Annotated in this window: 24 protein-coding genes; 11 read left to right on the top strand and 13 right to left on the bottom strand. The window is 71.1% G+C overall.

What is annotated here, in order from left to right; translation table 11 throughout:
- Positions 1 to 441: 441 nt before the first annotated feature.
- The gene (locus VGO10_RS01335; RefSeq protein ID WP_327464346.1) at positions 442 to 4,905 is read right to left on the bottom strand and encodes a DEAD/DEAH box helicase; all 4,464 of its coding nucleotides are present in this window, start codon (positions 4,903 to 4,905) and stop codon (positions 442 to 444) included.
- A gap of 64 nt (positions 4,906 to 4,969) precedes the next feature.
- Here VGO10_RS01335 and VGO10_RS01330 point away from each other — a divergent pair, with 64 nt between their 5' ends.
- A complete protein-coding gene (locus VGO10_RS01330; RefSeq protein WP_327464344.1) occupies positions 4,970 to 6,004 on the top strand; it encodes a serine protease in 1,035 nt (344 codons plus the stop codon).
- Between the two features lie 105 nt (positions 6,005 to 6,109).
- Here the strand turns inward: VGO10_RS01330 and VGO10_RS01325 are convergent, their stop codons facing one another.
- From VGO10_RS01325 to VGO10_RS01315, 3 genes are read right to left on the bottom strand one after another with little or no spacing between them, the layout of a single operon-like run.
- Positions 6,110 to 6,793, bottom strand: a complete 684-nt coding sequence (locus VGO10_RS01325; protein ID WP_327464342.1) for a glycerophosphodiester phosphodiesterase — start codon at positions 6,791 to 6,793, stop codon at positions 6,110 to 6,112.
- Between the two features lie 5 nt (positions 6,794 to 6,798).
- Positions 6,799 to 7,491: a uracil-DNA glycosylase gene (locus tag VGO10_RS01320; protein WP_327464340.1), complete on the bottom strand. Its 693-nt coding sequence runs from the start codon at positions 7,489 to 7,491 to the stop codon at positions 6,799 to 6,801.
- Complete coding sequence (locus VGO10_RS01315) at positions 7,488 to 8,147, bottom strand: TetR/AcrR family transcriptional regulator (protein ID WP_327464339.1); 660 nt, start codon at positions 8,145 to 8,147, stop codon at positions 7,488 to 7,490. Before VGO10_RS01315 ends, VGO10_RS01320 begins: the two co-directional genes overlap by 4 nt.
- A 32-nt stretch (positions 8,148 to 8,179) precedes the next feature.
- Between VGO10_RS01315 and VGO10_RS01310 the strand changes: the two genes are divergently transcribed.
- Complete coding sequence (locus VGO10_RS01310) at positions 8,180 to 8,605, top strand: nuclear transport factor 2 family protein (RefSeq protein ID WP_327464338.1); 426 nt, start codon at positions 8,180 to 8,182, stop codon at positions 8,603 to 8,605.
- Between the two features lie 77 nt (positions 8,606 to 8,682).
- Positions 8,683 to 9,291: a hypothetical protein gene (locus VGO10_RS01305; RefSeq protein WP_327464337.1), complete on the top strand. Its 609-nt coding sequence runs from the start codon at positions 8,683 to 8,685 to the stop codon at positions 9,289 to 9,291.
- On the opposite strand, the gene rfbB is transcribed toward VGO10_RS01305, so the two are convergent.
- From rfbB to VGO10_RS01280, 5 genes are all read right to left on the bottom strand, one after another.
- Positions 9,288 to 10,280, bottom strand: coding sequence for a dTDP-glucose 4,6-dehydratase (gene rfbB, locus VGO10_RS01300; RefSeq protein ID WP_327464336.1), 993 nt, complete (start codon positions 10,278 to 10,280; stop codon positions 9,288 to 9,290). The genes VGO10_RS01305 and rfbB overlap by 4 nt on opposite strands.
- Positions 10,277 to 11,122 (bottom strand): dTDP-4-dehydrorhamnose reductase, encoded by an 846-nt coding sequence (rfbD, locus tag VGO10_RS01295; RefSeq protein ID WP_327464335.1) that lies wholly within the window; start codon positions 11,120 to 11,122, stop codon positions 10,277 to 10,279. The genes rfbB and rfbD overlap by 4 nt, the downstream gene beginning before the upstream one ends.
- Entirely contained in the window at positions 11,119 to 12,192 is a 1,074-nt protein-coding gene (locus VGO10_RS01290) for a glucose-1-phosphate thymidylyltransferase (protein WP_327464334.1), read from the bottom strand. Before VGO10_RS01290 ends, rfbD begins: the two co-directional genes overlap by 4 nt.
- The gene (locus tag VGO10_RS01285) at positions 12,192 to 12,656 is read right to left on the bottom strand and encodes a pyridoxamine 5'-phosphate oxidase family protein (protein WP_327464332.1); all 465 of its coding nucleotides are present in this window, start codon (positions 12,654 to 12,656) and stop codon (positions 12,192 to 12,194) included. The genes VGO10_RS01290 and VGO10_RS01285 overlap by 1 nt, the downstream gene beginning before the upstream one ends.
- 104 nt (positions 12,657 to 12,760) lie before the next feature.
- Positions 12,761 to 14,812: a helix-turn-helix transcriptional regulator gene (locus VGO10_RS01280; RefSeq protein ID WP_327464330.1), complete on the bottom strand. Its 2,052-nt coding sequence runs from the start codon at positions 14,810 to 14,812 to the stop codon at positions 12,761 to 12,763.
- Between the two features lie 144 nt (positions 14,813 to 14,956).
- Between VGO10_RS01280 and VGO10_RS01275 the strand changes: the two genes are divergently transcribed.
- Positions 14,957 to 15,598 carry a response regulator transcription factor gene (locus VGO10_RS01275; protein ID WP_327464328.1) on the top strand — a complete coding sequence of 214 codons (642 nt, stop codon included), beginning with the start codon at positions 14,957 to 14,959 and terminating at the stop codon, positions 15,596 to 15,598.
- Positions 15,595 to 15,834, top strand: a complete 240-nt coding sequence (locus VGO10_RS01270) for a histidine kinase dimerization/phospho-acceptor domain-containing protein (RefSeq protein WP_327464326.1) — start codon at positions 15,595 to 15,597, stop codon at positions 15,832 to 15,834. The genes VGO10_RS01275 and VGO10_RS01270 overlap by 4 nt, the downstream gene beginning before the upstream one ends.
- Here VGO10_RS01270 and VGO10_RS01265 read toward each other — a convergent pair.
- Positions 15,831 to 16,829 (bottom strand): 3'-5' exoribonuclease YhaM family protein, encoded by a 999-nt coding sequence (locus VGO10_RS01265; RefSeq protein WP_327464325.1) that lies wholly within the window; start codon positions 16,827 to 16,829, stop codon positions 15,831 to 15,833. The two genes, VGO10_RS01270 and VGO10_RS01265, sit on opposite strands and share 4 nt — an antisense overlap.
- Positions 16,830 to 16,918: 89 nt before the next feature.
- Between VGO10_RS01265 and VGO10_RS01260 the strand changes: the two genes are divergently transcribed.
- The 6 genes from VGO10_RS01260 (at position 16,919) to VGO10_RS01235 (ending at position 23,149) form a co-directional block, all read left to right on the top strand.
- Positions 16,919 to 17,806, top strand: coding sequence for a DMT family transporter (locus tag VGO10_RS01260; RefSeq protein WP_327464323.1), 888 nt, complete (start codon positions 16,919 to 16,921; stop codon positions 17,804 to 17,806).
- A 49-nt stretch (positions 17,807 to 17,855) separates the two neighbouring features.
- Complete coding sequence (locus VGO10_RS01255) at positions 17,856 to 18,491, top strand: GntR family transcriptional regulator (protein ID WP_327464320.1); 636 nt, start codon at positions 17,856 to 17,858, stop codon at positions 18,489 to 18,491.
- A gap of 60 nt (positions 18,492 to 18,551) precedes the next feature.
- Positions 18,552 to 20,102, top strand: a complete 1,551-nt coding sequence (locus VGO10_RS01250) for an MFS transporter (RefSeq protein ID WP_327464318.1) — start codon at positions 18,552 to 18,554, stop codon at positions 20,100 to 20,102.
- Positions 20,102 to 20,977, top strand: coding sequence for an alpha/beta hydrolase (locus VGO10_RS01245; protein WP_327464316.1), 876 nt, complete (start codon positions 20,102 to 20,104; stop codon positions 20,975 to 20,977). Before VGO10_RS01250 ends, VGO10_RS01245 begins: the two co-directional genes overlap by 1 nt.
- Before the next feature lie 89 nt (positions 20,978 to 21,066).
- Complete coding sequence (locus tag VGO10_RS01240; RefSeq protein ID WP_349258907.1) at positions 21,067 to 22,116, top strand: alpha/beta fold hydrolase; 1,050 nt, start codon at positions 21,067 to 21,069, stop codon at positions 22,114 to 22,116.
- 43 nt (positions 22,117 to 22,159) lie between these two features.
- Positions 22,160 to 23,149 (top strand): L,D-transpeptidase family protein, encoded by a 990-nt coding sequence (locus VGO10_RS01235; protein WP_327464312.1) that lies wholly within the window; start codon positions 22,160 to 22,162, stop codon positions 23,147 to 23,149.
- Positions 23,150 to 23,663: 514 nt separating this feature from the next.
- On the opposite strand, the gene VGO10_RS01230 is transcribed toward VGO10_RS01235, so the two are convergent.
- From VGO10_RS01230 to VGO10_RS01220, 3 genes are all read right to left on the bottom strand, one after another.
- Positions 23,664 to 24,671 carry a lysylphosphatidylglycerol synthase transmembrane domain-containing protein gene (locus tag VGO10_RS01230; RefSeq protein ID WP_327464310.1) on the bottom strand — a complete coding sequence of 336 codons (1,008 nt, stop codon included), beginning with the start codon at positions 24,669 to 24,671 and terminating at the stop codon, positions 23,664 to 23,666.
- 65 nt (positions 24,672 to 24,736) lie between these two features.
- Complete coding sequence (locus tag VGO10_RS01225) at positions 24,737 to 24,997, bottom strand: hypothetical protein (protein WP_327464309.1); 261 nt, start codon at positions 24,995 to 24,997, stop codon at positions 24,737 to 24,739.
- The gene (locus tag VGO10_RS01220; RefSeq protein WP_327464308.1) at positions 24,994 to 25,923 is read right to left on the bottom strand and encodes a DMT family transporter; all 930 of its coding nucleotides are present in this window, start codon (positions 25,921 to 25,923) and stop codon (positions 24,994 to 24,996) included. Before VGO10_RS01220 ends, VGO10_RS01225 begins: the two co-directional genes overlap by 4 nt.
- Between the last annotated feature and the right edge of the window lie 43 nt (positions 25,924 to 25,966).

Genomic DNA, 25,966 nt, shown 5'->3' with positions numbered 1-25,966 from the left:
CGGCACCGAGGGGAGCGGGGTCGGCTGCTCGGTGCGCTGGCTCGTCGTCCGCTTCGGCCTCGGGGAGGGTGGGCCTGTTGGCGGCCGGTATGCGTCCGCGTACAGGCCCGCGTCGGTCGGCCGCGGCACTTCGCGAGCGGTGGGCCTCTTTGCGGTCGGCATACGTCCGCAGACAGGCCCACCCGCCGCGTTCGGCCTAGAGGGTGTCCGATTCGGGGCCGAATCCTGGTTGCGCAGCCCTCGATCGCGCGTAACCCGCGCATATCGCGGGTTACGCGTGCTCCATGGTGCTCACCGGTCGCAATCGACGACGCCGGCGCCCTCAGCCCAGGCGCTGGCGGACGATCGTTGGCGCAGCGAACCGCCGCTCCCGCTCGCTCTCATCGGTGCCGACAGACCACGCTGCGCACAGCGGCCAACGCCTGAGCTGAGCGCCGCGGCCTACGCGCTGAGCGTCAGCTTGCGCGGGCCCGCCCGGAAGCCGACGTCGATAAGCAACGCCTCGAGATCCGAGCCCACGACGGCCTCGCCGTCGACGCGCTCCAGCGACAGCTTGTGGCGGCGGTCGCCGGTGACAAAGGCGGCGAGAGCCTCCAGCGCCGGACGCAGCCGCGCGTCCTCGCGTTCCACCAGCACTTGAATTCCGCGGCCGCCGCGCTCGACGTAGATGACCGGCTCGGCGCCGCCCAGGACGACGTAGGCGCCGGCGGCGCGCGCCGGCTTGGCGCGGGCGTCCGTGTCATCCCGGCGCTTTGGCCACGGCAACGCCGCGCCGAACGGCTGGGCCGGGTCGGTCGCGGCGAGCACGACCGGTGGCGTCTCCTCCGCACGGTCGGCCTGTGTGCGCAACCGCTCGACCGCGCCCGGCAGCGCGAACTGCGCGCCGCCGAGGCCCTCGACGAAGTAGCCGCGGCGGCAGACGCCGAGCGTCTCGAGCGACGACAAAGAGTCATACAACGAGGAGAAGCCGCCCGGGATCCCCTCGGCCAGGACATGCTCGCGCGTGACGATGCCGTAGCGCTCGAGCAGCAGTTCGGCGACCGTGCGACGCCGAAGGCCGGGCTCGATGTCGGCGCGAAAGATCGAGGTGGTCAGCGCCCAGCGACCCTGGACCTGCGCCGCCGAGCCGGACCCGCGACGGGAGCCGAATCGCGTGCCCGCCCGCGAGCCGCGCCGGGTCATCGATGCCTTCTGAGCTCGCGCCAGCGTCAGTCGCGGCGCGCGCAGCGGCGCGAAGGCGTCGTTGGTCACCTCGCCCGCCCAGACGAGGTCCCACAGCGCCTCCTGGATCTGCTCGGGCGCCAGCGGGATCTCGGCGAGGAAGTCGGTGAAGAAGCACGGCGAGACCGCCAGCCGCTCGCGTAGGAGGTCGTGCTCGGGAAGCTCCGGCCGATCGATGCCGCCGCGGACCGTTGGCGGTCCCAACGCTTCGGCGTCCTCGCGGAAGTAGAGGGCCACGCGACCGGAGTTTCGGCCGAGCGCACCTGCGCCGACCCAGACGACTTCCCCCGACGCGCACAGCTGATCCAGCCACGTCGGCGAGTAGGCGCCCACGCGTCGCAGCAGCACGTCGCGCTCCCAGACATCCGCCGGTAGTGCGAGCCGCTGCAAGGGCACCAACATTTCCCGCAGGCGGTCGATGCCCGCGCCCGCCGCCGCATGCCGGTCGACGCCCTGCCACGAGGGCAGGAAGGCCGCCAGCGCCCGCTGGTCGGTTGCCTCGATCTCCTTGCGCAGGACCGCCAGCGACGCCCGGCGGATCCGCCGCAGCACCTGCGGGTCGCACCACTCGCGCTCGGTCCCGCCGGGGCGCAGTTCCCCGCGCACCAGGTCGCCCGCGCCCTCCAGCGCTGCCAGCGCGCTCGACGGATCGACGCCCCAGCGCTCGCGCAAGTCGGCGGTCGTGAACGGCCCGTGCGTCCGCGCATAGCGCGCGACGAGCCGCTCGGTCGGACGCTCGACCGACTCCAGGAACGCGGCGGGCAGCCCGCCCGGCGGCACGGTGCCGAACGCGTCGCGATAGAGGCCGGCGTCGTCGGCCGCAACCCACCGCTCCTCGCCACCGATGCGTAGCCGCACTGCGCGCCGCTCGTCGACCAAGGCCTCCAACATCGCGTCGCTGTCGAGCTCGGCCAGCACACGAGCCCGCACCTCGGCCCGCGACAGGTCGCCGACCCGCCGCAGCACGTCGGCCAGCCCGTCGCGATCGGTGGCCTGCGTGCGCTGCGACCGATGCTGGAGATCCGCTTCAACCTGATCGAGCGCGTCGGCGTCGATGAGGTCGCGCAGCTCCTCCTGGCCGAGCAGCTCGCGCAGCAGGTCGCGATCCAGCGACAGCGCGGCCGCGCGCCGCTCGGCGTTGGGCGTGTCGCCCTCGTACATGTAGGTCGCGACGTAGTCGAACAACAACGACGACGCGAACGGCGACGCGGTGCGCGTCTCGACCTCGACCAGCGAGAGATCGCGCGAGTTCAGCCCTTGCAGCAGCTCGATGAGGCCCGGGACGTCGAGGACATCGCGCAGGCACTCGCGGTAGGTCTCCAAGATGATGGGGAAGTCGCTGTACTGCTTGGCGACCTCCAGCAAGGACTGTGCCTTGAGCCGCTGCTGCCACAGCGGCGTGCGCTTGCCGGGGTAGGCGCGCGGGATCAGCAGCGCGCGGCCGGCGTTCTCGCGGAAGCGCGCGCCGAACAAGGCGCTCGACCCCAGCTCCGCGACCACCTGATCCTCGACGTCCTCGGGATCCAGCAACACCAGGTCGGCGCCCGGAGGCTCGTCGGCGTCGGGCAGGTGGACGATGATCCCGTCGTCGGACCAGATCGCGTCGGACTCCAGGCCGGCCTCGTCGCGGATCTTCGCGCTGAGCGCCAGCGCCCAGGCGGCGTGGACCCGGCCGCCGAACGGCGACAGCACGCACAGCCGCCAGTCGCCGATCTCGTCGCGGAAGCGCTCGACGACGATCGTGCGGTCGCTCGGGATGACGCGCGTCGCCTCCTGCTGCTCGCGCAGGTAGTCCACCAGGTTGCGCGCGGCGAGCGGATCGAGGTCGTACTCGGCCTCCAGCAGCTCCGGCGTCTGGTCGACGGCCCAACGTGAGAACTCGCCGATCGCGCGGCCCAGCTCCTTCGGGCGGCCGACCGAGTCGCCCTTCCAGAACGGCACCGCGCCCGGCACGCCCGGCGCGGGCGAGACGACGACGCGGTCGCGCTGGATCTCCTCGATGCGCCATGACGACGCGCCGAGCAGGAAGGTCTGGCCGGGCCGCGCCTCGTAGACCATCTCCTCGTCGAGCTCGCCGACGCGGCGCCCGTCGGGCAGGACGACGGCGTACAGCCCACGGTCCGGGATCGTGCCGGCGTTGGTGATCGCCAGCTGGCGGGCGCCCTTGCGCGGGCGGATCGTGCCCGCGACGCGGTCCCAGACGATGCGCGGGCGCAGCTCGCCGAACTCCTGCGACGGGTAGCGCCCGTCGAGCATGTCCAGGACGTTCTCCAGCAGCTCGCGCGAGAGCTCGGCGTAGGTGTAGGTCTTGGTGACCAACCCGTACAGGTCGTCGACCAGGACCGGCGCTTCACCGTCTGATTCGACCCCCGCCGCGATCGCGACGATCTGCTGGCAGAGGACGTCCAGCGGGTTGCGCGGCACGACGGTGGGCTCGATCTTGCCCTCGCGCATCAGCTTGACGACGACCGCGCATTCGAGCAGGTCGGCGCGGAACTTCGGGAAGATGCGGCCCTTGGAGGTGTCGCCGACGGAGTGGCCGGCGCGCCCGATGCGCTGCAGGCCGCGCGAGACCGACTTGGGGGACTCGACCTGCAAGACGAGGTCGACGGCGCCCATGTCGATGCCGAGCTCCAGCGAGGACGTCGCCACCAGGCACGGTAACTGGCCGGCCTTGAGCTGCTCCTCGACGACCAGCCGCTCTTCGCGCGCCAGCGACCCGTGGTGGGCACGCGCGATCTCCACGGTTGGTCGCTCGGCCTCCTCGTCTTGCTTGGCCGCCAGCTCGTTGAGGCGCAGCGCGAGCCGCTCGGCGCCCCGGCGGTTGTTGACGAAGATGATCGTCGAGCGGTGCTCACGGACCAGCTCGAGCAACTGCGGGTACATGGCCGGCCAGATCGACTTTCGGGTCGCCTCGGATCCGCCGGGCGTCGGCTCCAGCGGGTCCAACGCCGCCGCCGACTGCTCGGGCTCCTTCATCGACTCGACCGGCACCTGGATCTTGAGGTCCAGCGGCTTGCGCACCCCGGCGTCGACGATCCGGCACGTCCGCTGCGGGCCGACCATGAAGCGGCCGACCTCCTCCAGCGGGTTCTGCGTCGCGCTCAACCCGATGCGCTGCGGGTCGCGGCCGCCGTGCTCGGCGGCGACCAGCGCGCTCAGGCGCTCTAGCGTCAGCGCGAGATGCGCACCGCGCTTGGTCGAGGCGACCGCGTGGATCTCGTCGACGATGACCGCCTCGACGTCGCGCAGCACGTCACGCGCCTGCGAGGTCAACATGAGGTACAACGACTCGGGCGTCGTGATCAGCACGTCGGGCGGCGTGCGGCGGATCGCCATTCGCTCCTTCTGCGACGTGTCGCCGGTTCGGATCGCGACCTTGATGTCGGCACCGATCCCGATCAGCGGCGCCTGCAGGTTGCGCTCGACGTCGTAGCTCAGCGCCTTGAGCGGCGAGACGTAGACGACGCGGATCCCACTGCCGTCCTCCCGCGGCGTGGTCGCCAGATGATCCAAGGAGTACAGGAACGCCGCGAGCGTCTTGCCGCTGCCCGTCGGCGCGCTGATCAGCGTGTGCTCGCCGGTCGCGATCGCCGGCCATGCCTGCTTCTGCACGGCGGTCGGCGCCGCGAACGCACGCGAGAACCACTCCTGCGTCTTGGGGCTGAAGGCGGAAAGCGGCACGGACCTCCAGGGTACGAGGATTCTTCCGCCTCCCGATGACCCTGATCTGGGCAGAATGTGCCCGATGCAGCCCGGCAGCCACGGCTCACGCCGACGCCGTGCTCCGCGAGGCGCCGATCTCGCGACGCTGAGCCACGTCCTGACGGTGGTCGCCGTCCCCGGCATCGTCCGCGACAACTGGTCCAAGCTCCAAGCGGTCTCCGGACTGGTCTCCGGCGTGCTCGTCGCGCTGATCGGTGTGGCCGCGACCTATGTCTACAACAACCGCCAGGCCAGGGCACAGAAGCAGCAGGCCGACAGCGAGGCCGCGGTGCAGCGACTGCAGACGGTGGCGAGCTTCATGCCGTACCTCGGCTCGTCCGATTCGCGCCAGCAGGAAGCGGCGCTGCTGTGCATCTCGGGCCTCGGCGATCCCGAGCTCGCGGCCCAGCTGGGTGAGGCCTTCCGCGACGAGGGCTCGCTCGATGCCCTGTCACGGATGGCGAGCAGTGGGGACGCGACGACGGCGGCCGCGGCCCAGAGCTCCATCGACACGATCTACGGGAACCTGGGCCAGTCGGTGGTCAAAGTGCTCGGCGACGACGGATCCCTGCGCGGCAGCGGCTTCGCGATCGGCGACGACCGGATCGTCACAGCCGACGTCGTCGTCGCGGATGCGCAGATGGTCAACGTCGAGCTCGCCGATGGGCGCCGCCTGAGTTGCGATGTCGAGGCGCTGCTGCCCGACCGCGGGATCGCGATCCTGCGCTCCGCCGGCGATGGGCCGAGGGTGCTCGCCGTCAGCGACGCGGACGCCGTCAGGTTCGGCGAGGAGCTGGTCCTGCTCGGCTACGGCGGTGACGGCATGGCGACGAGCGTAGGGCGGGTCGTCAGCGAGAAGGCGGTGTCGTTCGCGCTGAGAGGGCATACGCACGAGTTGATCGCCACCTCGCTGCAGACCGAGCCGGGACAGGCGGGAGCGCCGGTCGTCAACCGCGCGGGCGAGGTCGTCGGCGTGCTGTACGCGAGCGACAGAGACCGAGGGCTGGCCTACGTGCTCCCGAGCGGCGGGCTCAATGTGGCGCTGGGCGCCGAGCTCGTCGACGACGAAGCCGAGTGAGATCTGGCGGACGCGCTCAGCGGAGAGCCGGAAGCGGGTCACACGCCTGCCAGCCAGCGCGCGGCCGACGCCGACGCCGCCGACCGTCTTCTGGCTGGGGGACGATCATGCGTTGCGCAGGGCGATGGCTCGCGCCGGAACGTCGGTGATGACGGCCGTGACGCGCGGGTCGCTCAGAAAGCGGCGCAGGAGCTTCTCGTCGTTGACGGTCCAGACGTAGACCGGGAACCCCGCCTCGGCGACGCGTCGCAGGGCGCCGAGCGACGCGAGCGCGTGGTGCATCGCCACGAGGTCAGCGCCGCACGCGCGCGCTCGCGCGACGGGTGAGAGCTCCGACAGGCGGGTCCGCACGACCTGTCGCGTGTGGCCGACGCCGACGAGCAGTCCGGCGCGGAGCTCCGGGGCGATCCGCTTGACCTCGGCCACCACCTCATCGAGGAACGAGGTGACGACGACGTCGTCGATCCCGTCGAGCGCCGCCAACACGCGCTCGACGTAGCCGTGCTCCTTGAGCTCGACGTCGAGCCCGATCCGTCCACGCGTGAGCTCGAGCACCTCATCGAGCAGCGGCGGGAGATGGCCGGTCGCGTCCCCGATCTCCGCGCGCGTCAGGGTCTCCACGGTGCGGCCGCCGACCGCGGCGTCGTGGAAGGCGATCAGCTGACCGTCGCGCGTGCGCCGCACGTCGAACTCGATCATGTCGGCGCCGAGCGCGATCGCCTGCTCGAAGGCGTCGAGGCTGTTGTCGACCGCGCCGGCCGAGGCGCCGCGATGGGCGACGACCAGCACGCCGGCTACCCCGCGACCTCGCGCGCCGTGCGCAGGACGTCGTCGAGCATGGCCTCGGTCAGGACGCCGGTGAACGTGTTCTGCTGGCTGGGGTGGTAGGTACCGAGCAACACCCACCCTGAGTTGTCATCGTCGTACCAGAGCGCGCCGTGGCCGAACTTCGGGCGCGGCCGCGGCGGCGGGTGGCCGAGGGCGGCGCGCAAACGCAGCGCCGCGTCCCATGCGAACGCGCCGAGGCAGACGACCACGCGCACGTGCTTGACGTGGTCGAGCTCGGCGACCGTCCAGGGCAGGCAGGTGTCGCGCTCGGTCGGCGTCGGCTTGTTGGCCGGCGGCGCGCAGCGCACGGCGGCGGTGATCCAGGCGTCGGTCAGCTGCAGGCCGTCGTCTCGTGACACCGACGTCGGCTGGTTCGCGAAGCCCGTGCGGTGCAGCGCGGCGAAGAGGAAGTCACCGCTGCGGTCGCCGGTGAAGACGCGGCCGGTGCGGTTGGCGCCGTGGGCGGCGGGGGCGAGGCCGAGGATCAGGACGCGGGCGGCTGGGTCGCCGAAGCCGGGGATCGGACGGCCCCAGTAGGTGTCGTCTTTGAATGCGGCGCGCTTCTCGCGCGCCACCTGCTCGCGCCAGTCGACCAGCCGCGGGCAGCGGCGACAGGTTGTGACCTCGGCCTCAAGGGCCGTTAGGCCCGGATCGCTCATGCGTTCTGCCGCAAGATCCCCAACATGAGCCGCTCGATGACCGGCTCCAGCTCGCGGATGTCGCTCGGGTTGCCAGTGCGCAGCTGGCGTGAGGCGAGCTCGACGATCGCGCCGACGCAGGCGAACGCGTCGTCGCGCGAGGCGAAGCACGGCGCCCCGTAGCGCGGGGCGATGCGCTCGTTGTCGCGGTGGATCGCGTCGGCGAAGGCGTCGAGGATGGCATCGCGGCGCTCGGTCGCGCGCGGGCCAGCGCCGATGATCTCGACCAGCACCGTCTGCGAGGCGTCGGGCCACTCGGCGAGCGTGCGCAGGAACGCACGGGTGCCGTTGGCCAGGTGCTCAGGGTAGGTCCCCGCCTCCGCCTCGGAGGCCAGCGCCATCTGGCGCATGACCTCGGTGGCGGCCTCGTCGAAGAGCTCGATGATCGCCTCCTCCTTGTTGGCGAAGTGCTCGTAGAACGTCGCCTTCGACATCCCGGCCTCGCGGCTGATCGCCTCGGCGGTGGCGTCGGCGAAGCCGCGCTCGGCGAAGATCTTGGCCGCGGCCTCGAACAACCGGCGGCGCTGGACGGTCAGGCGCACCTCCAGCGGCGGCGCGTGGCGCCCGCGCGGGACGACGGTGGGGACGATGCTGCGGGAGAGCTCGGAGTCGGCCATGCGAGGACAGATCCTAGATAGGCTCCGGCGCGATGGCCGCACCCACACGTCTTCTCGCGCTGCTTGTCGCGCTCCCGCTCGTCCTCAGCGCCTGCGGTCAGGCGGCCAAGGACTCGGCCTCGGACTTCCAGGGCGACCAGAAGGCCGTGGCCCAGACCGTCGAGGATCTGCAGTCGGCCAGCCGCAAGCACGACAGCTCCCGGATCTGCACGACGCTGCTCGCCCCGGCGCTCGTGGCGCAGATCAAGAAGGCCTCGGGCGGCGACTGCGACAAGGGCGTCAAGGACTCGCTGAGCGACGCCGACTCCTTCGAGTTGCAGGTCCAGAAGGTCACGATCGCCGACGGCAAGGCCTCCGCGGTCGTCAAGTCCGAGGGCGGCGACAAGGATCGCGTCGACACGCTGGAGCTCGTCAAGGATGGCGGCGTGTGGAAGATCGCGACGCTGGGCGCGTCGTAAGCCGCCCGATCCGTCCGGCCAGTTGGCTGGGTACTGCCGATTGACCCGGCGTTGCGCGGCGCCTAGCGTCGAGCGCGATGCCGATCACCTTCGTCACGCTTGGTCCTGAAGGGACCTGCCATGAGCGCGCGGTCAAGCAGTACGCGCGCTTCCAAGGGCTTGAGGACGTCGAGCTTGATCTCATCACCGACTTCTTCGACGGGCTCGAGCGGATCCGCGGCCGCGACGACGCCTTCCTCGTCCAGTGCAGCGCGCACCCGGGCGTCCACGAGATCACCGAGAAGCACTGTGACGAGGTCTTCGTGGTCGACACCTTCATCTACCCGACCAAGTCCTTGGCCATCCTGAGCCGCCGCGACCTCGATGGGCCGGCGCGCTCGCTCGGGATCGTCGAGGCGACCGAGGGCTACGTCGACCTCTCCGAGTGGGAGGTCAAGATCCCGCAGATCTCCAAGCCGCTGGCCGCCGAGGCGCTGCTGCGCGGCGAGTTCGACGCGGCGCTCACGCACTCCGAGTGGCTCGATCGCCATCCGGAGGAGCTCAAGCTCGAGCGGATGATCGGCGAGATCGACACGACCTGGGTCGTTTACGGCACCACCAAGCGCTTCGCCGGCGAGGTCATCGGGATCCCCTCGCCGGACGTGTACGGCCGCGCAGCTGCGGCGTCGGCTCTCGCCGCCGCCTAACCCAGCGCGCGCCCGTAGTGGCGCTCGTAGTACTCGCGGTACTCACCGGAGCGGATCGGCTCCCACCAGGCGGTGTTGTCGCGATACCAGGCGACGGTCTTCTCGAGGCCCTCTTCGAAGCGGACCTGCGCTGACCAGCCCAGCGCGCGCGCCTTCTCTGAGCCCAGCGAGTAGCGGCGGTCGTGGCCGGGGCGGTCGGTGACGTACTCGATCAAGGACTCGTCCTTGCCCGTGTGCTTCAGGATGCCTTTGACGACCTCGATGTTGGTGGACTCGTCCGGCCCGCCGACGTTGTAGACCTCGCCGGGCGCGCCGTGGCCCAGGACGTGGGAGATCCCGCGGCCGAAGTCCTCCACGTAGAGCCAGTTGCGCACGTTGAGCCCGTCGCCGTAGACCGGCAACTTGTCGTCGTGCAGCGCGTTGAGCACCATCAACGGGATGAGCTTCTCGGGGTACTGGTAGGGCCCGTAGTTGTTGGAGCCGCGGGCGATCACCGTCTCCAGCCCGTAGGTGTGGAGGTAGGACTGCACCAACAGATCGCCGCCGGCCTTGGAAGCGCTGTAGGGCGAGGACGGGACGATCGGCGACTCCTCGGTGAAGGAGCCCTCCTCGATCGACCCGTACACCTCGTCGGTCGAGATCTGCACGTAGCGCTTGACCTCGCGCTCGCGCGCGGCCTCCAGGAGGACGAGCGAGCCGCGGACGTTGGTCTCGACGAACGCGTCGGGGCCGCTGATCGAGCGGTCGACGTGCGTCTCGGCGGCGAAGTTGACGATCGCGTCGACGCCGTCGCCGATCGCCTCGGCGACCTTCTCGGCGTTCTGGATCTCGCCGTGGACCAGCGTGACGCCGAGGCCCTCGAGGTTCTCGGGCCGGCCGGCGTAGGTCAGCGCGTCGAGGACGACGACCTCGTCGCCGTGGTCGTTGACGCGCTGGCGCACGAAGTTCGAGCCGATGAACCCGGCCCCGCCGCAGACGAGCAGCTTCACGATCCGTTCTCCCTCTCGTTCAGGTACTGCGCGACGCCGTCCTGCCAGCTGGGCAGGCGCGGGGTCTCGTCGCGCTCGGTGGCCAGGACGCTCCAGGCCGGCCTCGGGGCCGGACGCTGGAACTCCGCGGCCGTGGTCTCGTTGACGCGGGTCGACAGGCCGGCCGCGCGGTACAGCTCGACGGTCAGCTCGTGCCAGGAGCACTGGCCGCCGCCGGCGGTGTGAAAGATGCCGGTGGCATTGGCCGCCGCGAGGTCCAGCAGCGCCGGCGACAGGTGGCCGGTCCAGGTCGGCGAGCCGACCTGGTCGGTGACGACGGCGACCTCGTCGCGTGATGCGGCGGCGTTGAGCATGGTGTCGCAGAAGTTCTTGCCGCCGACCCCGAAGAGCCACGCGGTGCGCGCGATGGCGTGGTTGGGGTTGTGGCCGGCGATCGCCTGCTCACCCGCGAGCTTGGTGCGCCCGTAGGCGCCGAGCGGCGCGGTCGGGTCGGACTCGACGTAGGGGCGGTCGGTGAGCGTGCCGTCGAAGACGTAGTCGGTGGAGACGGCGACGACGCGCGCGCCGAGCATCGCCGCGGCGGCCGCGACGTTAGCCGAGGCGTCAGCGTTGACGGCGAGCGCGGCATCCTCGTTGGCCTCGGCGCCGTCGACGTCGACGAACGCCGCGCAGTGCACGACCGCCTCGGGGGCGTGCTCCTCCAGGAGATCCTGCGCGACGGCCGGATCGGTGAGGTCGCCGTCGGGCAGATCGACGCCGATCGCGTCCCAGCCCCGGGCGCGGGCGTCGGCGAGGACGCGATGGCCGAGCATGCCGGACGCACCGGTGATGAGGACCCTCACAGGATCTCGATCTCCGAATTGTCGCCCACCATGAACTTGTAGGCCTTGGGCTGGCCGTTGCTGCGGGCGATGTGGACGTTGCGGCCCAGCAGCGAGGACTCCATGCGGCCGTCGAGGCCGCGGACGGAGGAGCCAGCCAGCAGGATCGAGTGCTCGACCTCGGCGCCCTGGACCTCGCAGTCCTCGCCGATGGCCGTGTAGGGGCCGATGTAGCAGTCGGTCAGCACCGCGCCCGCGCCGATGATGGCGGGTCCGCGGACGGTCGCGCGCTCCAGCTTGGCGCCCGCCTCGATGACGACGCGGCCCTCGACCTGGGAGTCGATCAGCTCGCCCTCAACTCGATGCTCCATACGATCGAGGATCAGGCGGTTGGCCTCCAACATGTCGTCCAGGCGCCCGGTGTCCTTCCACCAGCCCTGGACGATGTGCGGCTCGACGCGCCGGTCGGTGTTCACCAGATGCTGGATCGCGTCGGTGATCTCCAGCTCGCCGCGCGGCGAGGGCTCGATCGCCCGTGCCGCGTCGTGGATCAAGGACTTGAACATGTAGACGCCGACGAGCGCGAGGTTCGTCTTGGGCTCCGGCGGCTTCTCGGCCAGGGCGACGACGCGGTCGCCGTCGAGCTCAGCGACGCCGAAGTGCTCGGGGTCGGGAACGGGCGTCAGGAGGATCAGCGCGTCGGGCTCGTTGGCCTTGAAGGCGGCGACGAGGTCGTCGATGCCGCCCTGCAGCAGGTTGTCGCCCAAGTACATGACGAACGGCGAGTCGCCCAGGAACGGCTCGGCGGTCAGGACCGCGTGGGCGAGGCCGGCAGGCTCGTCCTGCAAGATGTAGGTGATCTTGACACCGAAGGCCGAGCCGTCGCCGGCGACCTCCTTGATCTCCTCGCCGGTCTCGGGGGCGATGATGATCCCGATCTCCTCGATGCCCGCCTTGGCCATCGCGTCGATGCCGTAGAAGAGCACCGGGCGGTTGGCGACGGGCACCAGCTGCTTGGCGCTGGTGTGGGTGATCGGGCGCAGGCGCGTGCCCTTGCCCCCGGAGAGGATCAGGCCCTTGAGTGGTTGCATCAGTAGACGTTTCCCAGCTTGCGGTGGTCCCACGTGGCGCGCGTCTGCTCGACGAACTCCAGGCCGACGCGCTTGGCGGCCTGGGCCTTGACCATCTCGCGGTAGGCCGATGCGTCCTGTCCGCCGCCGTAGCGGCCGAAGATCTCCAGCCCCAGGTCGGTCACAAGGTCAACATCGCGGTGGATGATCGTTTCTGTCTCGAACATCACCCCGCGCAGCTCCTGGTAGACGTCACGCCCGGCCTCGACCTGCAGCGTCGCCCGCGGGTCGCGCTCGAGGTTCTTGGTCTTCTGGGACTTGGCGAAGGTCCACGCCCACAGCCGTCCGTCGCGCACGACGTACCAGAGCGGCATCAGGTGCGGCCACCCTCGGGGACCGAGGGTGGCGCAGGTCATCACGCGCTCCTCGTCGAGAAGCGCGAGGACCTCTGCATCGTCCATCGTGATCAGATCGCGTCGGCTCACCGGCGCAGGAGGCTAACGGGCAATAGCTCGCGCAGGGCGCTCGCTATTGCTTGCGGGCGTTCGCCCAAGGGGCGATACCCGCTTTTGGGCGGGGTCGGCCTGGTCTAACGGACGGCAAGCTGGAGGCGATCGACGGCTGCGCGGACGGCCTCGCGGGCCTCCGGCGGCGAGACGACGGCGGCGTCGCCGGCCTCGGCCAGCACCTCGCGCACCAGCCAGTCGGTGCCCTTGTAGGGCAGCTCGACGATGACCGAGCCGTCGGCGAGCTCCTGGGCGACGCGGCGCTGCTCCCGCGACCAGCGGGCGCGCTCGGGGGAGATCCAGACGCGGGCGACGCGGGAGGCCTCGACCAGCCCGGTGCTGGGCCAGCCGGCGACATCGGAGGCGGGGTCGACCTCGGGCCGCGGCGTGAAGGCGACGTCGAGCACCTCGGCGGTCTTGACGCGGTCCAGCCGGAAGTGGCGGACCGCCTCGCGCGCTGGATCATAGGAAGCGACGTACCAGCCCTCGCGGCCGTTGATGAGCGCGTAGGGCTCCACGACCCGCTCGGAGAACTCGTCCTCGTTGGCCTTGCAGTACTCCAGGCGCAGCTGGTGGGAGTCCGAGATGGCGCGCGAGACGACGCGGGCGATCTCGGAGTCGTCACCGGCCCCGGACGCGACCTGCAGGCCCTGCTCCATCGGATCGGCGCCGAGCGCGGCGACGATCTTCTCGCGCGCCGAGTTCAGTGCGCCTTCGGGCAGGTGGTCGCCGATCAGGTCGATCGCGGCGATCAGCGCCTTGGCTTCAACGGGGAGCAGGCGCGCCGGGCGGTCGAAGTTGTCGGAGTACGGCTCGGGGTCGACGTCGATCATGCCGTCGTCGCGAACGTCGGCGTAGAGGACGTAGGAGCCGCCGCCGAAGTTGACGACGTTGAGGACGTTGATGTCCTCGCGCAGCTCGGCGTCGGAGACCTGGAGGCGCTGGCAGAGCTCGTTCAGCGACAGGAGCTCCTTGGCGCGGCCGGCCTGGATCAGGATGCTGGCGAGCGTGACGAGGCGCGCGAAGCGCTCGGGGCGGATCGCGGTCTCGCGCTTGGCGATGGGCTCGACGATCTCCTCGGTCTCGTCTGCGGGCAGGACGGCGGCCAGGTCGAGCTCGCCGGTATGACGCTCGTGCAGCTGCTCGATGCGCTCGGTGATCTCGGTGACGAGCTCGTCGGGGCCGAGGATCCGCGCGTGCTCGCCCAGGCGCAGCGCCCAGGCGGCCAGCTGGCGGACCGAGGCGTACTCGGTGACGAAGATCATGTCGCCGCTGTCGTCCTCGGCGGGGCGGATCGTGCCGAAGCGGCCGAAGTGCCGCTTGACCTGCCAGGCGATGCGCTCGGAGATCCAGACCTCGGCCTGGCCGACGGGCTCGCCGAACTGCCAGTCGGCGCGCGTGGCGTAGGAGCGCGGGTCGAAGTCGGTGGGGCGCTTGAAGTCGTGCTCGGCCTTGGTCGCGTAGGCGACCTTGCCGCGGATGCGGGAGAGGCGGAAGACGCGGATGGCGTCGCGCTCGTGCGCGCGGCCCAGGAGGTAGAACTGGCCGCCCTGGAAGAGCAGGTGATAGGGATCGACCTTGCGAGCGCCGACCTCGTCGCGCTCCATCGTGTAGTAGTCGAAGGTGATGGTCTTGTTGCGGAAGATCGCCGTCTCGATCTTCGCGAGGCGCTGGGAGAGGTCGTGGCCGCCGGCACTGGCGGTGACGCCGAGGGCGATGGAGCCCTGGTCGGGCGCGTTGAGCGGGCTGGGGCGGCCCCAGGAGATCTGCTGCAACGCCAGGCGCAACGGCTCGGCGTAGGCGAACTCGCCATCGAGCAGCGTCAGCGCGAACTGCAGGCCGGCAAGCTCCTCGTCGGTGAAGGCGATGGCGGGGAGATGGAAGTTCTCGGGCCGCAGCGAGTAGTTCTCCTGCTCGGCCACGCCGTCGGCGGGCTTCTCGACCGTGAGCTGGATCCCGAGCGAGTCCAGCTCGGCGCGGTCGGCGTAGAAGCGGCGGGCGAAGGCGTCCTCGTTCATGCCGCTGTAGCCCTCGACATCACGCCGGATCTCCAGCGCGGTGACCGGACGGCGTTCGGCCATGAGATATGAGATGAGCGAGAGCTGACGGATCAGCTTCTCGGTGTCCTTCGCCATATACAGACGACGATACGGCCCTTGACCCCGTGATGGGCCCCTCCTTGCAGAAGTCCGCGCGCTCTTTCCGCAGATTCGGTACCGGGGCGGCGCGAGCCCTGACAACTGCCATTGCACCTACACGCCGTGTACGGTTCGGCCCTCATGACCAAGCTCGTGATCGTCGACGACCACGAGGCCCTACGGGAGGGCCTGGTCGCGCTGCTGCAACACGGTGGCCTGGAAGTCGTGGGTGCGGCGGGCAATGTCGCGGCCGGGATCGACCTCGTCGAGCACGCCGAGCCGGATGTCGCGATCGTCGACATCCAGTTGCCTGACGGCAGTGGCATCGACCTGACACGCGAGCTGCTGGCCCGTCGGCCCGAGCTCGGCGTGATCCTCTACACGGGCGACAGCGACGCCGAGCTGCTTTACGACGGCCTCGACTCCGGCGCGCGCGGCTATGCCCTGAAGGCCGGATCGATGGATGAGCTGATGGCCGCGATCGAGCGCGTCGCGGGCGGCGGCTCCTACGTCGACCCGCGGCTGGACCGCATCCTGCTCTCGCCGCGCGCGACGGCGCACGTCCCGCAGCTCTCGCCGCGTGAGCGCGAGATCATGCACCTGATGGCCGAGGGCATGACCGCCGAGGCGATCGGCGACAAGATCAGCGTCTCGGTCGAGACCGTCCGCACCCACGTGCGCAACGTGATCCGCAAGCTGCAGGCGCGCAATCGCGTTCACGCGATCGCGATCGCGCTGGAGCGCGGCGAGATCGCGCTGGACTCCACGCGCGAAGAGCGATGAGCTCGGCGGGCGGCGCCTGGCCGGCCGACCCCGACGAGCGCCTCGCCCGCCTCGTCCACGATCTCCGCACCCCGCTGACGATCGTCCAAGGCTTCGCCGAGCTGCTGGATCGGGGCGCGGTGACCCTGGATGAGGAGCGGCGCACCGAGTATCTGGGGCGGATCGCGGCGGCGGGGCGGGAGATGAAGGAGATCTTGGACGACGAACGCGACGACAGGTTGTCGTCGGAGCGCTAGGCGGCCTGTGACCGCCGCCGGTCCTCGGCGGTGATCGGCGCCGCTGACGTGCCCGCCGAGCCGAAGTAGGCGCCGGCGCCGATGGCGCGGTCAAAGCCGGACCAGACCTGGCCGGGCGGGAGCTGCTTCTCCAAGCGATCGAAGGAGCCGAGGCGGCCGCCGAGGTTGTCGATCATGTGCACCAACGTGGCCTCGCGCGTCGCCGGCACGACGGGCGAGCCGTGCTCGAGCGCGCCGTGGTGGCTCAAGATGATGTGCACCACGCTCTGCGCGAGCTCCTCGGGGAAGCCGTCGAGATCTTCGATGCAGCGGCGCACGCGGTAGTAGCCGAGCGGGATCTCGCCCTGGAGGCGACCCTCGTCGGTCATGTCGATCGGTGCGTCGCAGGTGTAGGCCTCCAACTTGCCGATGTCGTGCAGCAGCGCGCCCGTGACCGCGACGTCGCGGTCGATGCCGGGGAAGGTGGCGCTGATCGCGCTGACCGCCTGGGCGACCGTGAGGCAGTGCTCCAGCAGCCCGTGCAGGTAGGCCTGGTGGTAGCGCTTGGCGGCGGGCGCGATCCGATACAGCGCCCAGGTCTCGGAGCCTTCACCGAAGAAAGTGTCCAACAACCGGCGCAAGTGCGGGTCCTGCACGGTGGCCAGCAACTCGCGGAAGTCGGCCTCCATGTGATCGACGCGGCGCGGTGGGCCGTCGTGCAGCTCGGCCGGGTCATAGGTGCCGGCGAGCGCCGGGCGCAGCTTGAGGATCGTGATCTGCGCGCCCCAGCGCTGGTGGACCTCGTAGCGGCCGACGACGTGCACGGGTGAGCCCGCGCGGCAGAGCTCCAGCGCCTGGGCGACGTCATCCCAGACCATGGCCGGCACGCCGCCGGTGCGATCGCCGAGGACCAACTTGAGGAACTCGCCGCCGTCGCGACGCTGGCGCCGGTCGGCCTCCCGAACCAGGAACACCTGGTCGAGGTCGAAGCCGTGCTGAAGGTCACGAACGAGCACGGCGGCAAGGTGACACGGCCAGCGGACGGACTGTGGCACCTGCGCACTCTTGTTACATCTTCGTCACAGATTGTGGAACAATTGCTGAGATGTCGCGCGTCCAGGTCCTCCTTGCGGCGGTCTGCTTCGGCACCACCGGCACCGCGCAGGCGCTCGGTCCGGACGCCGCTGCGGTGACCGTCGGGGCGGTCCGGATCGCGGTCGGCGCCGTCCTGCTGTTGCTCGTCGCACGCGCGGTCGCAGGCGACGGCACGGCGGCGAGCGCCCGCTGGCCCCGCGGCCCGCTTGCCGTCGGCGCGCTCGGCGTCGCCGCCTACCAACTCTGCTTCTTTGCGGCCGTCAAGGACACGGGCGTGGCGGTCGGCACGGTCGTCGCGCTCGGCTCGGCCCCCGCGCTCGCCGGTGCCGGCGGCTGGCTGCTGGACCGCCGCGTGCCCGATCGCTCGTGGGCCCTGGCGACCGCCCTGGCCTGCGCCGGCGTCGCGACGCTCGCGCTCGCGGGCGGCGGCTCGGAGGTCAGCGCGCCGGGCGTCGCGCTCGCCGTCGGCGCCGGCGCGTCCTACGCGGCGTTCACGCTCGCCTCCAAGCGGCTGCTCGATGCGGGCCACGGCATCGAGCCCGTCATGGCCTCCCTCTTCGGGCTCGGCGCCATCCTGCTCAGCCCTGTCCTGGTGTTCGGTGACCTCCACTGGGTGACGAGCGCCGGCGGCGTCGCGATGGCGCTCTGGCTCGGCGCGATCCCGACCGCGCTGGCCTACCTGCTCTTCGCATCGGGCCTGCGCCACCTGCCCGCCAACGAGGTTGCGACCTTGACGCTCGCCGAGCCGGTCACCGCCACGCTGCTCGGCGCGATCGTCCTCGACGAGCGGCCCGGAGCGGTCGCGATCGTCGGGATCGTGGCGATCCTCGCCGGGCTGGCCGTGCTGGCCATCCCCAAGCGCGAAGAGCGCACTCCGCCAGTTGAGGTGATCGCATGACTGCCACCGCTGTTGCCCGAAGCGAACCACGCCCGACGCCGGTGATCGCATGAGCCCCACGGCCGTGGATCGCGTCGCCGCCGTCCTGCGCGAGCAGATCCTCGATGCCCAGTTGGACGCCGGCACGCGGCTGGTCGAGGGCGATCTCGTCGAGGCCCACGGCGCCGCGCGCCACACCGTCCGCGCGGCCCTGCGCGCGCTCGCCGACGAGGGTCTCGTCACGATCGCACCGCACCGCGGCGCCCGCGTGGCCGGCTTGGACGCCGACGCGATCGTCGCGCTCTACGAGCTGCGCGCCGCGCTGGAGGTCGAGGCCGCGCACCTCGCGCTGGCCAAGCACGGCGATGTCCTGCCACCGTCGGTCCACGAGGCCGCCGAGGTCCTGGCTCGCGCCTGTGGCCGCGCGCGCCCCGGCTGGCCGACGGTCTCCCGCGCCCACGCTGACCTGCACACCGCGCTGGTGCGCGCCGCCCGTTCGCCGCGGATCGAGGCGGTGCACAACCGGCTGACCGCGCAGACCCGCCTCTTCCTGTTGCAGGTCCGCCCGCACTACACCTTCGCGCGCCTGGCCGATGAGCACTTGGAGCTGGTCGACGACCTCGAGCGCCACGGGCCCGAGGTCCTGCGGCTGCACCTGCGCGCCGCGGCGGGCTCGGTGGTCGACGGCGTGCTGCGCGACCCATAGGGCGCGCGCGAACGCCCCGGGGCTTGCCTGCCGCCGCCGCGGGTAGTTGACTCGACAGCTATGTCCACGCCCAGTCAGTCGTCTGACCCCCGCCGCTGGTGGACGCTCGGTGTCGTCTGCGTCGCCACGTTCATGCTGCTGCTCGACGTGACGATCGTCAACGTCGCCCTGCCCGACATCCAGAAGGATCTCGGCTCGTCGTTTCAGGATCTGCAGTGGGTCGTCGACGCCTATGCCTTGACGCTGGCCGCGTTCCTGCTCACCGCCGGCTCGCTGGCCGACCGGCTGGGTCGCCGCCGAATCTTCGTCGGTGGCCTGGCGCTCTTCACCGTCGCCTCGCTGTTGTGCGGGTTGTCGGGCGCGCCGACGCCGCTCAACCTCTCGCGCGCGCTGCAAGGCGTCGGTGGCGCGGCGATGTTCGCCACCTCGCTGGCGCTCTTGGCCGCCGCGTTCACCGGGCGTGAGCGCGGCACCGCGCTGGGCATCTGGGGCGCGACGACGGGCGCCGCGGTCGCCGTCGGGCCGCTGGTCGGCGGCGTGCTGGTCGAGCACGTCAGCTGGCAGTCGATCTTCTACGTGAACCTGCCGATCGGCCTCGCCGCGATCGCGGTGACCTTGCGCATGGTGAGCGAGAGCAAGGATCCCGACCCGGCGCCGATCGATTGGGCCGGGCTGCTGACCTTCTCGGCGGGGCTGTTCGCGCTCGTCTTTGGGTTGGTCCGCGGCAACGGCGAGGGCTGGGGCAGCGCGCAGATCGTCGGGCTGCTGATCGGCGCGGTGGTGTTGTTGGTGATCTTCGTCTTCGTCGAGCGCCGTCAGGAGCGGCCGATGCTCGACCTCATGCTCTTTCGCAAGCCGTCCTTCGTCGGCGTCTCGATCGTGGCCTTCGCGCTCTCGGCCTCGATCTTCGCGATGTTCCTGTACTTGACGTTGTTCATGCAGAACATCCTCGGCTACGGGCCGCTGGAAGCCGGCCTGCGCTTCCTGCCGATCACCGTGTTGTCGTTCTTTGCCGCCGCGCTGTCGGGCAACCTCACCGAGCGCGTGCCGGTGCGCATCCTGCTCGCGACGGGCCTCGGCTTAGTTGGCATCGGCCTGCTGCTGATGAGCGGGCTGGACGCCGACTCAGGCTGGACGGCGCTGCTGCCGGGATTCCTGCTCAGCGGCGTGGGCGTCGGTCTCTGCAATCCGGCGATCGCCTCCACCGCGGTCGGCGTCGTCGAGCAGCGACGGGCAGGCATGGCCTCCGGCGTCAACAGCACGTTCCGCCAGGTCGGGATCGCGACGGGGATCGCCGGCCTCGGCGCGATCTTCCAGGCGTCGGTGACGACGAAGATCACCGACGCGCTGCGCGATGCCGGGGCGCAGCGGCCGCCCGGCGCCAAGCTGCCGCCCGCCGAGGTGCTCGCGCAGGGCAACCCGCGGGTGCTCGGGCCGCTGCACGATGCGTTCGTCACCGGCTGGACGGGCGCGCTGAACGAGATCTTGGTCATCGCGGCGATCGTCGCGCTGGCCGGCGCGGTCGCCGCGGCCGTCCTGATCCGCGGCCGCGACTTCGTCGCCCACGGGGCGCCGGCGCCGGCGCCCGAGCCCGTGGCGCGCGAGGACTGATGCGCGAGCCGCTGGTCGAATACCGCCTGACGCTGGGCGACGTGGAGACGCGGGCGCTGGAGCTCGAGGGCGACGGGCCGCCGCTGGTGTTGCTGCACGGCTTTGCCGACTCGGCCGACACGTGGCGTTTCGCGTTGGATCTGCTTGCGCGCCACGGTCGGCGGGCGCTGGCCGTCGACCTGCCGGGCTACGGCGAGGCCGATCGTCTCGCGGCCGACGTGCCCGTGTTGGAGCAGTACCGGACGTTCGCCCGGGCGGTGGTGGAGCACGCGTCGGTCGAGGCGGGCGGCGCCGGCGTGATCCTCTGTGGCAACTCGCTGGGCGGCGCGATCGCGCTACGCGCCGGCGAGGAGGAGGACCTCCCGCTCACTGCGATCGTCCCGGTGGCGCCGGCCGGCCTGGACATGCCGCGCTGGTTTCGGATCATCGAGCGCGATCCGTTCGTGCGCGCGCTGCTGGCCACCCCGGTCCCGTTGCCGCAGGTCGTGGTTCGCGGCGTCGTGGGTCAGGCCTACCGGGCGCTGGCCTTCGCGGCGCCGCGGGGTGCCGCGGCCGAGGTCGTCGGCTCGTTCACCGCGCAGCTGCGCACCCGCGACGCGGTCTCCGATGTCCTGGCCAACGGCCGCCGGCTGCTGCCCGAACTGCACGACTGCTTCGCGCTGGAAGCGGTGCGCGTGCCCGTGCTGCTGGTCTGGGGCGACCACGACCGGATGGTCACCCACGAGGGCGCGCGCCACATCCTTGATGCGTTGCCCGACACGACCTATGCGTTGCTCGACGGCGTCGGGCACTGTCCCCAGGTCGAGGCGCCGGAGCGCTTCGTCGCCGCGTTGGAGGACTTCACGGCGACGCTCACGGCGGACGCCGCACGCTGATCCGCCACAATGGCGGGCGGTTGCTGCCCTCGCTGCCACTGATCCCCAAGCCGGACGACGTCGCCCACGCCGCGGCCAATGCCTTCGACATGCTCGTGCGCGGCGGGGTCGCCGACCTGCGCCGGACGCCGGCGGCGATCATCGACGAGCAGCCGCAGGGCACGGTCTTTCAGTACCTCGCGCCCGAAGAGCGCACGCGGCACCTGCCGGTGTTGCTGGTCCCGCCGCTGGCCGCGCCGCCGATCTGCTTTGACCTGCGCCGCGGCTGCTCGATGGCCGAGCACCTGCTCGGCCTGGGCCACCCGACCTACATGGTGGACTACGGGTCGATCGCGTTCTCGGATCGCGACCTCGGGCTCGAGCACTGGGTGCAGGACGTGTTGCCTGGTGCGATCGCGACGGTCTCCGAGCATGCGGGCGGCAAGCCCGTGCAGGTCGTCGGCTGGTGTTTGGGCGGGATCATGTCGCTGCTCGCGCTGGCCGCTCGGCCCGATCTGCCGGTCAACTCGATCGCCACGGTCGCCAGCCCGTTCGACTTCGCCCAGCTGCGGATGTTCGCGCCGATCCGCGGGGTGGCCAACATCACCAACGGCCTCTTCGGGACCGCGGTCTACCGGGCGTTGGGCGGTGCGCCGGCGCCGATCGTCAAGCGGATGTTCCAGCTCTCGACGCTGGACAAGTACCTCACCAAGCCGGTCGTGGTCGCGACCAACCTCCACGACCGCGACTTCCTGGCCCAGATCGAGGCCGTCGACCACTTCATCGACAACATGCACGCCTACCCAGGGCGGACCATGGGCCAGCTCTACCACCAGTTCTTCCGGGTCAACGACCTGGCCGACGGCAGGTTGTCGCTCGGCGATCACGACATCGACCTGGCCGATGTGCGCGTGCCGGTGCTGGCGATCGCGGGCAAGACCGACACGCTGGCGCCGCGGGCCGCTGTGCACCATGTCGGTGAGCTGCTGACCGGCGCGCCGGAGGTGCAGTTGAAGACGGGTCCGGGCGGGCATCTGGGTGTGTTGACGGGACGGGCGGCGGCGCGGACGACGTGGCACTGGATCGACGAGTTCTTTGCGCGGAATGAGTTGGTTGAGAAGCCCGTGGCGCCGCGTCGTCGCCGCCGTCGCGCCGCATAAGGCCTTGCGAAATGGCGCGATGTCGCCGCTACCCTCGACCGCCATGTCGCGCGCCCGTGTCTTTGTTGTGCTGCTCGTCGCTGCTCTTGCGGTGACCGTTCCTGCCGTCGCTTCGGCCCAGAAGAAGGACCCGACGAACGTCCCGGCCGGGGTCACGGCGGGCGGTGTGGATCTCTCGGGCCTGACGCTCGTCGACGCGCAGGCGCGGCTGGAGACGACGGTCGGCCCGAAGGTCAATGCCGATCTGATCCTCGGCGCCGCGGGGAAGCCGTGGACGCTGAAGGCGGCCGACGCCAAGCTGACGTTCGACGCGTTGACCACCGCGAAGCGCGCGCTGCGCGCCAAGGCGCCGGGCGATGTCGGGCTCAAGCTCAGCCACTCGCGCCTCGCGGTCCGCGGGTGGGTCGCCGGCGTGGCGGCCAAGGTCGGCAAGCCGGCCAAGAACGCGACGGTCAAGATCACGTTGAAGCACATCTACCGCACGCGTGGCGGTCACGGTCGGGCGCTGGATCAGTCGGCGGTCGCGGCGCAGATCGACGCGGCGCTCGACGACGGCGTCACCGCCCCGCGCACGCTGCACACCGCGCTGAAGAAGACGTCGCCGAAGGTCAACGTCAACGATCTCAAGCGCGTCTACGGCACGATCATCACGGTGGACAAGGCCCACTTCAAGCTGCGGCTCTACAAGGGCCTCAAGTTCAAGAAGTCCTACATGGTGGCCGTCGGCCAGCCGGCCTACCCGACGCCGAGCGGCCTGTTCCACATCGCCGACAAGCAGGTCGACCCGGTGTGGTCGGTCCCCAACTCGCCGTGGGCCGGCGAGCTGCAGGGCACAACCGTCGACGGCGGCTCAGCGGCCAACCCGCTGAAGGCGCGCTGGATGGGCATCATCAACGGCGTGGGCATCCACGGCACCGGCGAGGACTACTCGATCGGCTCCGCGGCGTCGCATGGGTGCATCCGGATGCATGTGGCTGATGTGAAGGATCTGTACCCGCGCGTCCCGGTGGGGACGTCGGTGTTGATCAAGTAGCTGGCGGCTGCGCAGGTCGCGTTTGCGTACGTCGTTGGCGCTCAGCGCGGGCGTTGGTTGGGGTGCGGTGCGTGGTGTGATGGCGGCGAAGAGAGCGAGCGGGGCGGTGGCTCGCGGCGTGGCCCGTCGTCCGTCGGCGCCCCGGGAGGGTGGGCCTGTTGGGCACGATGTGGTCTCGTTGAACGGGCCCACCCTCGAAGCGTCGAGCGCGTCGAGGTCCGGGGCGTCTAGCCCCTGATATGCGAGGGGTAGGCGACACGGACCGGACGTTCGGGCACGAATCATCGATCCGGGGCGTCTCGTGGTGGACTATTGACCACCAATCGACCCGGATCTCCAGGGTCGGCAATTCCGCCCCGAATCGCGCCGCCACGACGGCTCAGCCACACCAGCCCCGCCGCGCACCGCCCGCCGCGCTTCTCGCCCTCGGTGCCGACAGACCCCGCACCGCACGCCGACCAACGCCGTGCACTGCTCACCAAACCGCACGCGCGCAGACGAAGCGAACGAAGGCCTACGCCTTGCTCGGCTCCGCTGCCGCCGCAGCGGCGCGGTGCCGCGCGACGGCCTCGCGGGCGGCGCGGATCGCCGCGCGCGGCGACCACGTACCCAGCTCCGCGCCCAACGCGATCACGCCCACGATCAGCCCCGCGAGCATCAGCAGCGCCCCGACGCCGAACGTGAAGGTCGTGATCGCCGCGATGTCGACGGCGTGGCCGGTCGTTTCGACGAAGCCGTAGCTCAGCATCGCCAGGCGCAGGCCGGCGCTCGCGGGTGCCAACGGGATGATGCGCCCGCCGCCTTGGGCGGCCATCACCAGCACGACGGTCGACACCGTCACCGGGAGGTGGAAGGCCTCCATGAACAAGGCGAGCGAGCCGAGGCGGATGAGCCGCGCGAGCGCCTGCCAGCTCGCCACCCCCGTCACGAACCGGCGCGGCTGGCGGAGGATCACGATGCCCTGGCGCAGGCGCGACGCGAGGTCAGAGACGCGGCGGCGCAGCACGCCGTAGAGCAGGTACGCGCCGCCGGCGATCAGCAGTGCGCCGCCGCCAGAGAGGAACGGATGCTCGATGATCAGCGTGACGTCGACGTGCGGCAGCTCGCCCGAGGAGGTCGGCACCGGCAGGAAGCCGCGGCTCAGCGCCCAGACCACGAGGGCGAAGCCGAAGAGCGTCTCGAACAGCGTCTCGGGGAGGAAGGTCGCCGCCAGCGTCGGGTAGCGCGCGCCCGGGATGCGCCGGTGCAGGAGCCAGAGCTTGACGATGTCGCCGCCGCGCGCGGGGATCACGCCGTTGAGCCCCGCGCCGGCCAGGTAGGCGGCCATCGTGTGGCGCGGTCGCAGCTCGCGAGCGTCCGGGTAGGCCGCCTTGATGATCGTGTGCCAGCCGCGCGGCCGCACGGCCTGGGCCAAGATGTAGGTCACGATGCCCAGCGCACAGAGCCACGGGTTGACGCTCGCGGCACGGTGGAGCAGAAGCTCCAGCGCGTGGTCGGCGGTGCGGAAGACGTCGCTCAGCATGTCCACTCCGTGTTAACGACACCTCATGGGTGCAAGTAGAGCGGGTCGGTGAGATTGCGTGTGCGTCAGGACCCCTGCCGTGGCGGCAACTCATCGGGCCAGTGCCCGTGGCGATCGAAGTACGCGCGGGCCTCGTCTTCCTCGGCGCGGTCGCGATCGCCGCTGATGCCCATCCGATAGAGCCAGTTGAGCAGCCCCACGCTCAGCCCGGCGCCCCACAGCGCCGCGGCGCCGTCGATCGACGTCTCGTCGCCACCGCGGACGACGATGAGCACGATGCCCGCGAGCAGGATCGTGACCGGCAGCCAGATGCGGACGTAGGTCATGACTCCTCCACCGTAGCCCTCCGGCGGGTGGTGAGCACCAGCCCGGTGAGGATCGCCGCGACGCCGACGAGCTGCAGCCAGCTCGGGCTCTCGCTGAAGATGATCACGCCGAGGAGGACCGAGCCGACGGGCTGGATCGTCAGCAGGATCGACGTCAGCGCCGCGGGCAGGCGCGGCAGCGAGGCGGAGATCAACAGCCAGCCGACGACCTGCGAGGTCAGCGCCAGCGTGACGAGCCAGCCGTGTGCCGGCCACGACGGGACGAGGTCGAGGTCGCCGACGACCGCGCCGATGGCCAGCGCGCCGAGCGCGGCGACCCAGGTGGCGTCGAAGAGCGGGCCCGCGGGCCGGCGCAGATCCGAGCCGCCGGCGCGCAGCACGAGGATGAACCCGGCGTAGCTCACGCCGGTGGCGATGCCGAAGACCACGCCTTGGGCGGGCCGGTCGCCGTAGGCGCCGGACTCCAGCGCGCCGGAGATCAGGACGATGCCCGAGAGCATCAGCGGCAGCGTGACGAGCACGCGAGCGCCCGGTCGCTCTTTGAGCACGGCCCACGCGATCAGCGGGACGAAGGCGACCTGGAGGTTGCCCAGGACCGTCGCCAGCCCGGCGCCGACGTCCTCGATCGCGTGGTGCCAGCAGACGAGGTCGACCGCGAAGAAGACGCCGGCGATCGCGGCCAGCCGGCGGTCCTTGGCCGGCCGCGGGCCGTGGCGGCGGTTCTCCACGCGCGCGAGGAGGAAGAGGATCGGGACCGCGTAGGCGCAACGGAAGACCGCGGCGGTCGACGGCGAGACCTCCGCGAGCCGGACCAGGATCGCCGAGAACGCGATCGCCAGCGCGCCGAGCACCGCCATCGCACGCGGGCGCGCGGCGAGCTGCTCGAGGCGCGTGGAGGCGGCGGTCGCCGTGGTCGTACGGGCCACGGCGACGCACGGTAAGGGTTCAGCCGGTTCCGAGGCCATCGAG

Origin of the sequence: Baekduia sp. (genome assembly GCF_035996765.1) — a bacterium.
Lineage (GTDB): Bacteria > Actinomycetota > Thermoleophilia > Solirubrobacterales > Solirubrobacteraceae > Baekduia.
This window is presented reverse-complemented; position numbering and strand designations above follow the sequence as displayed.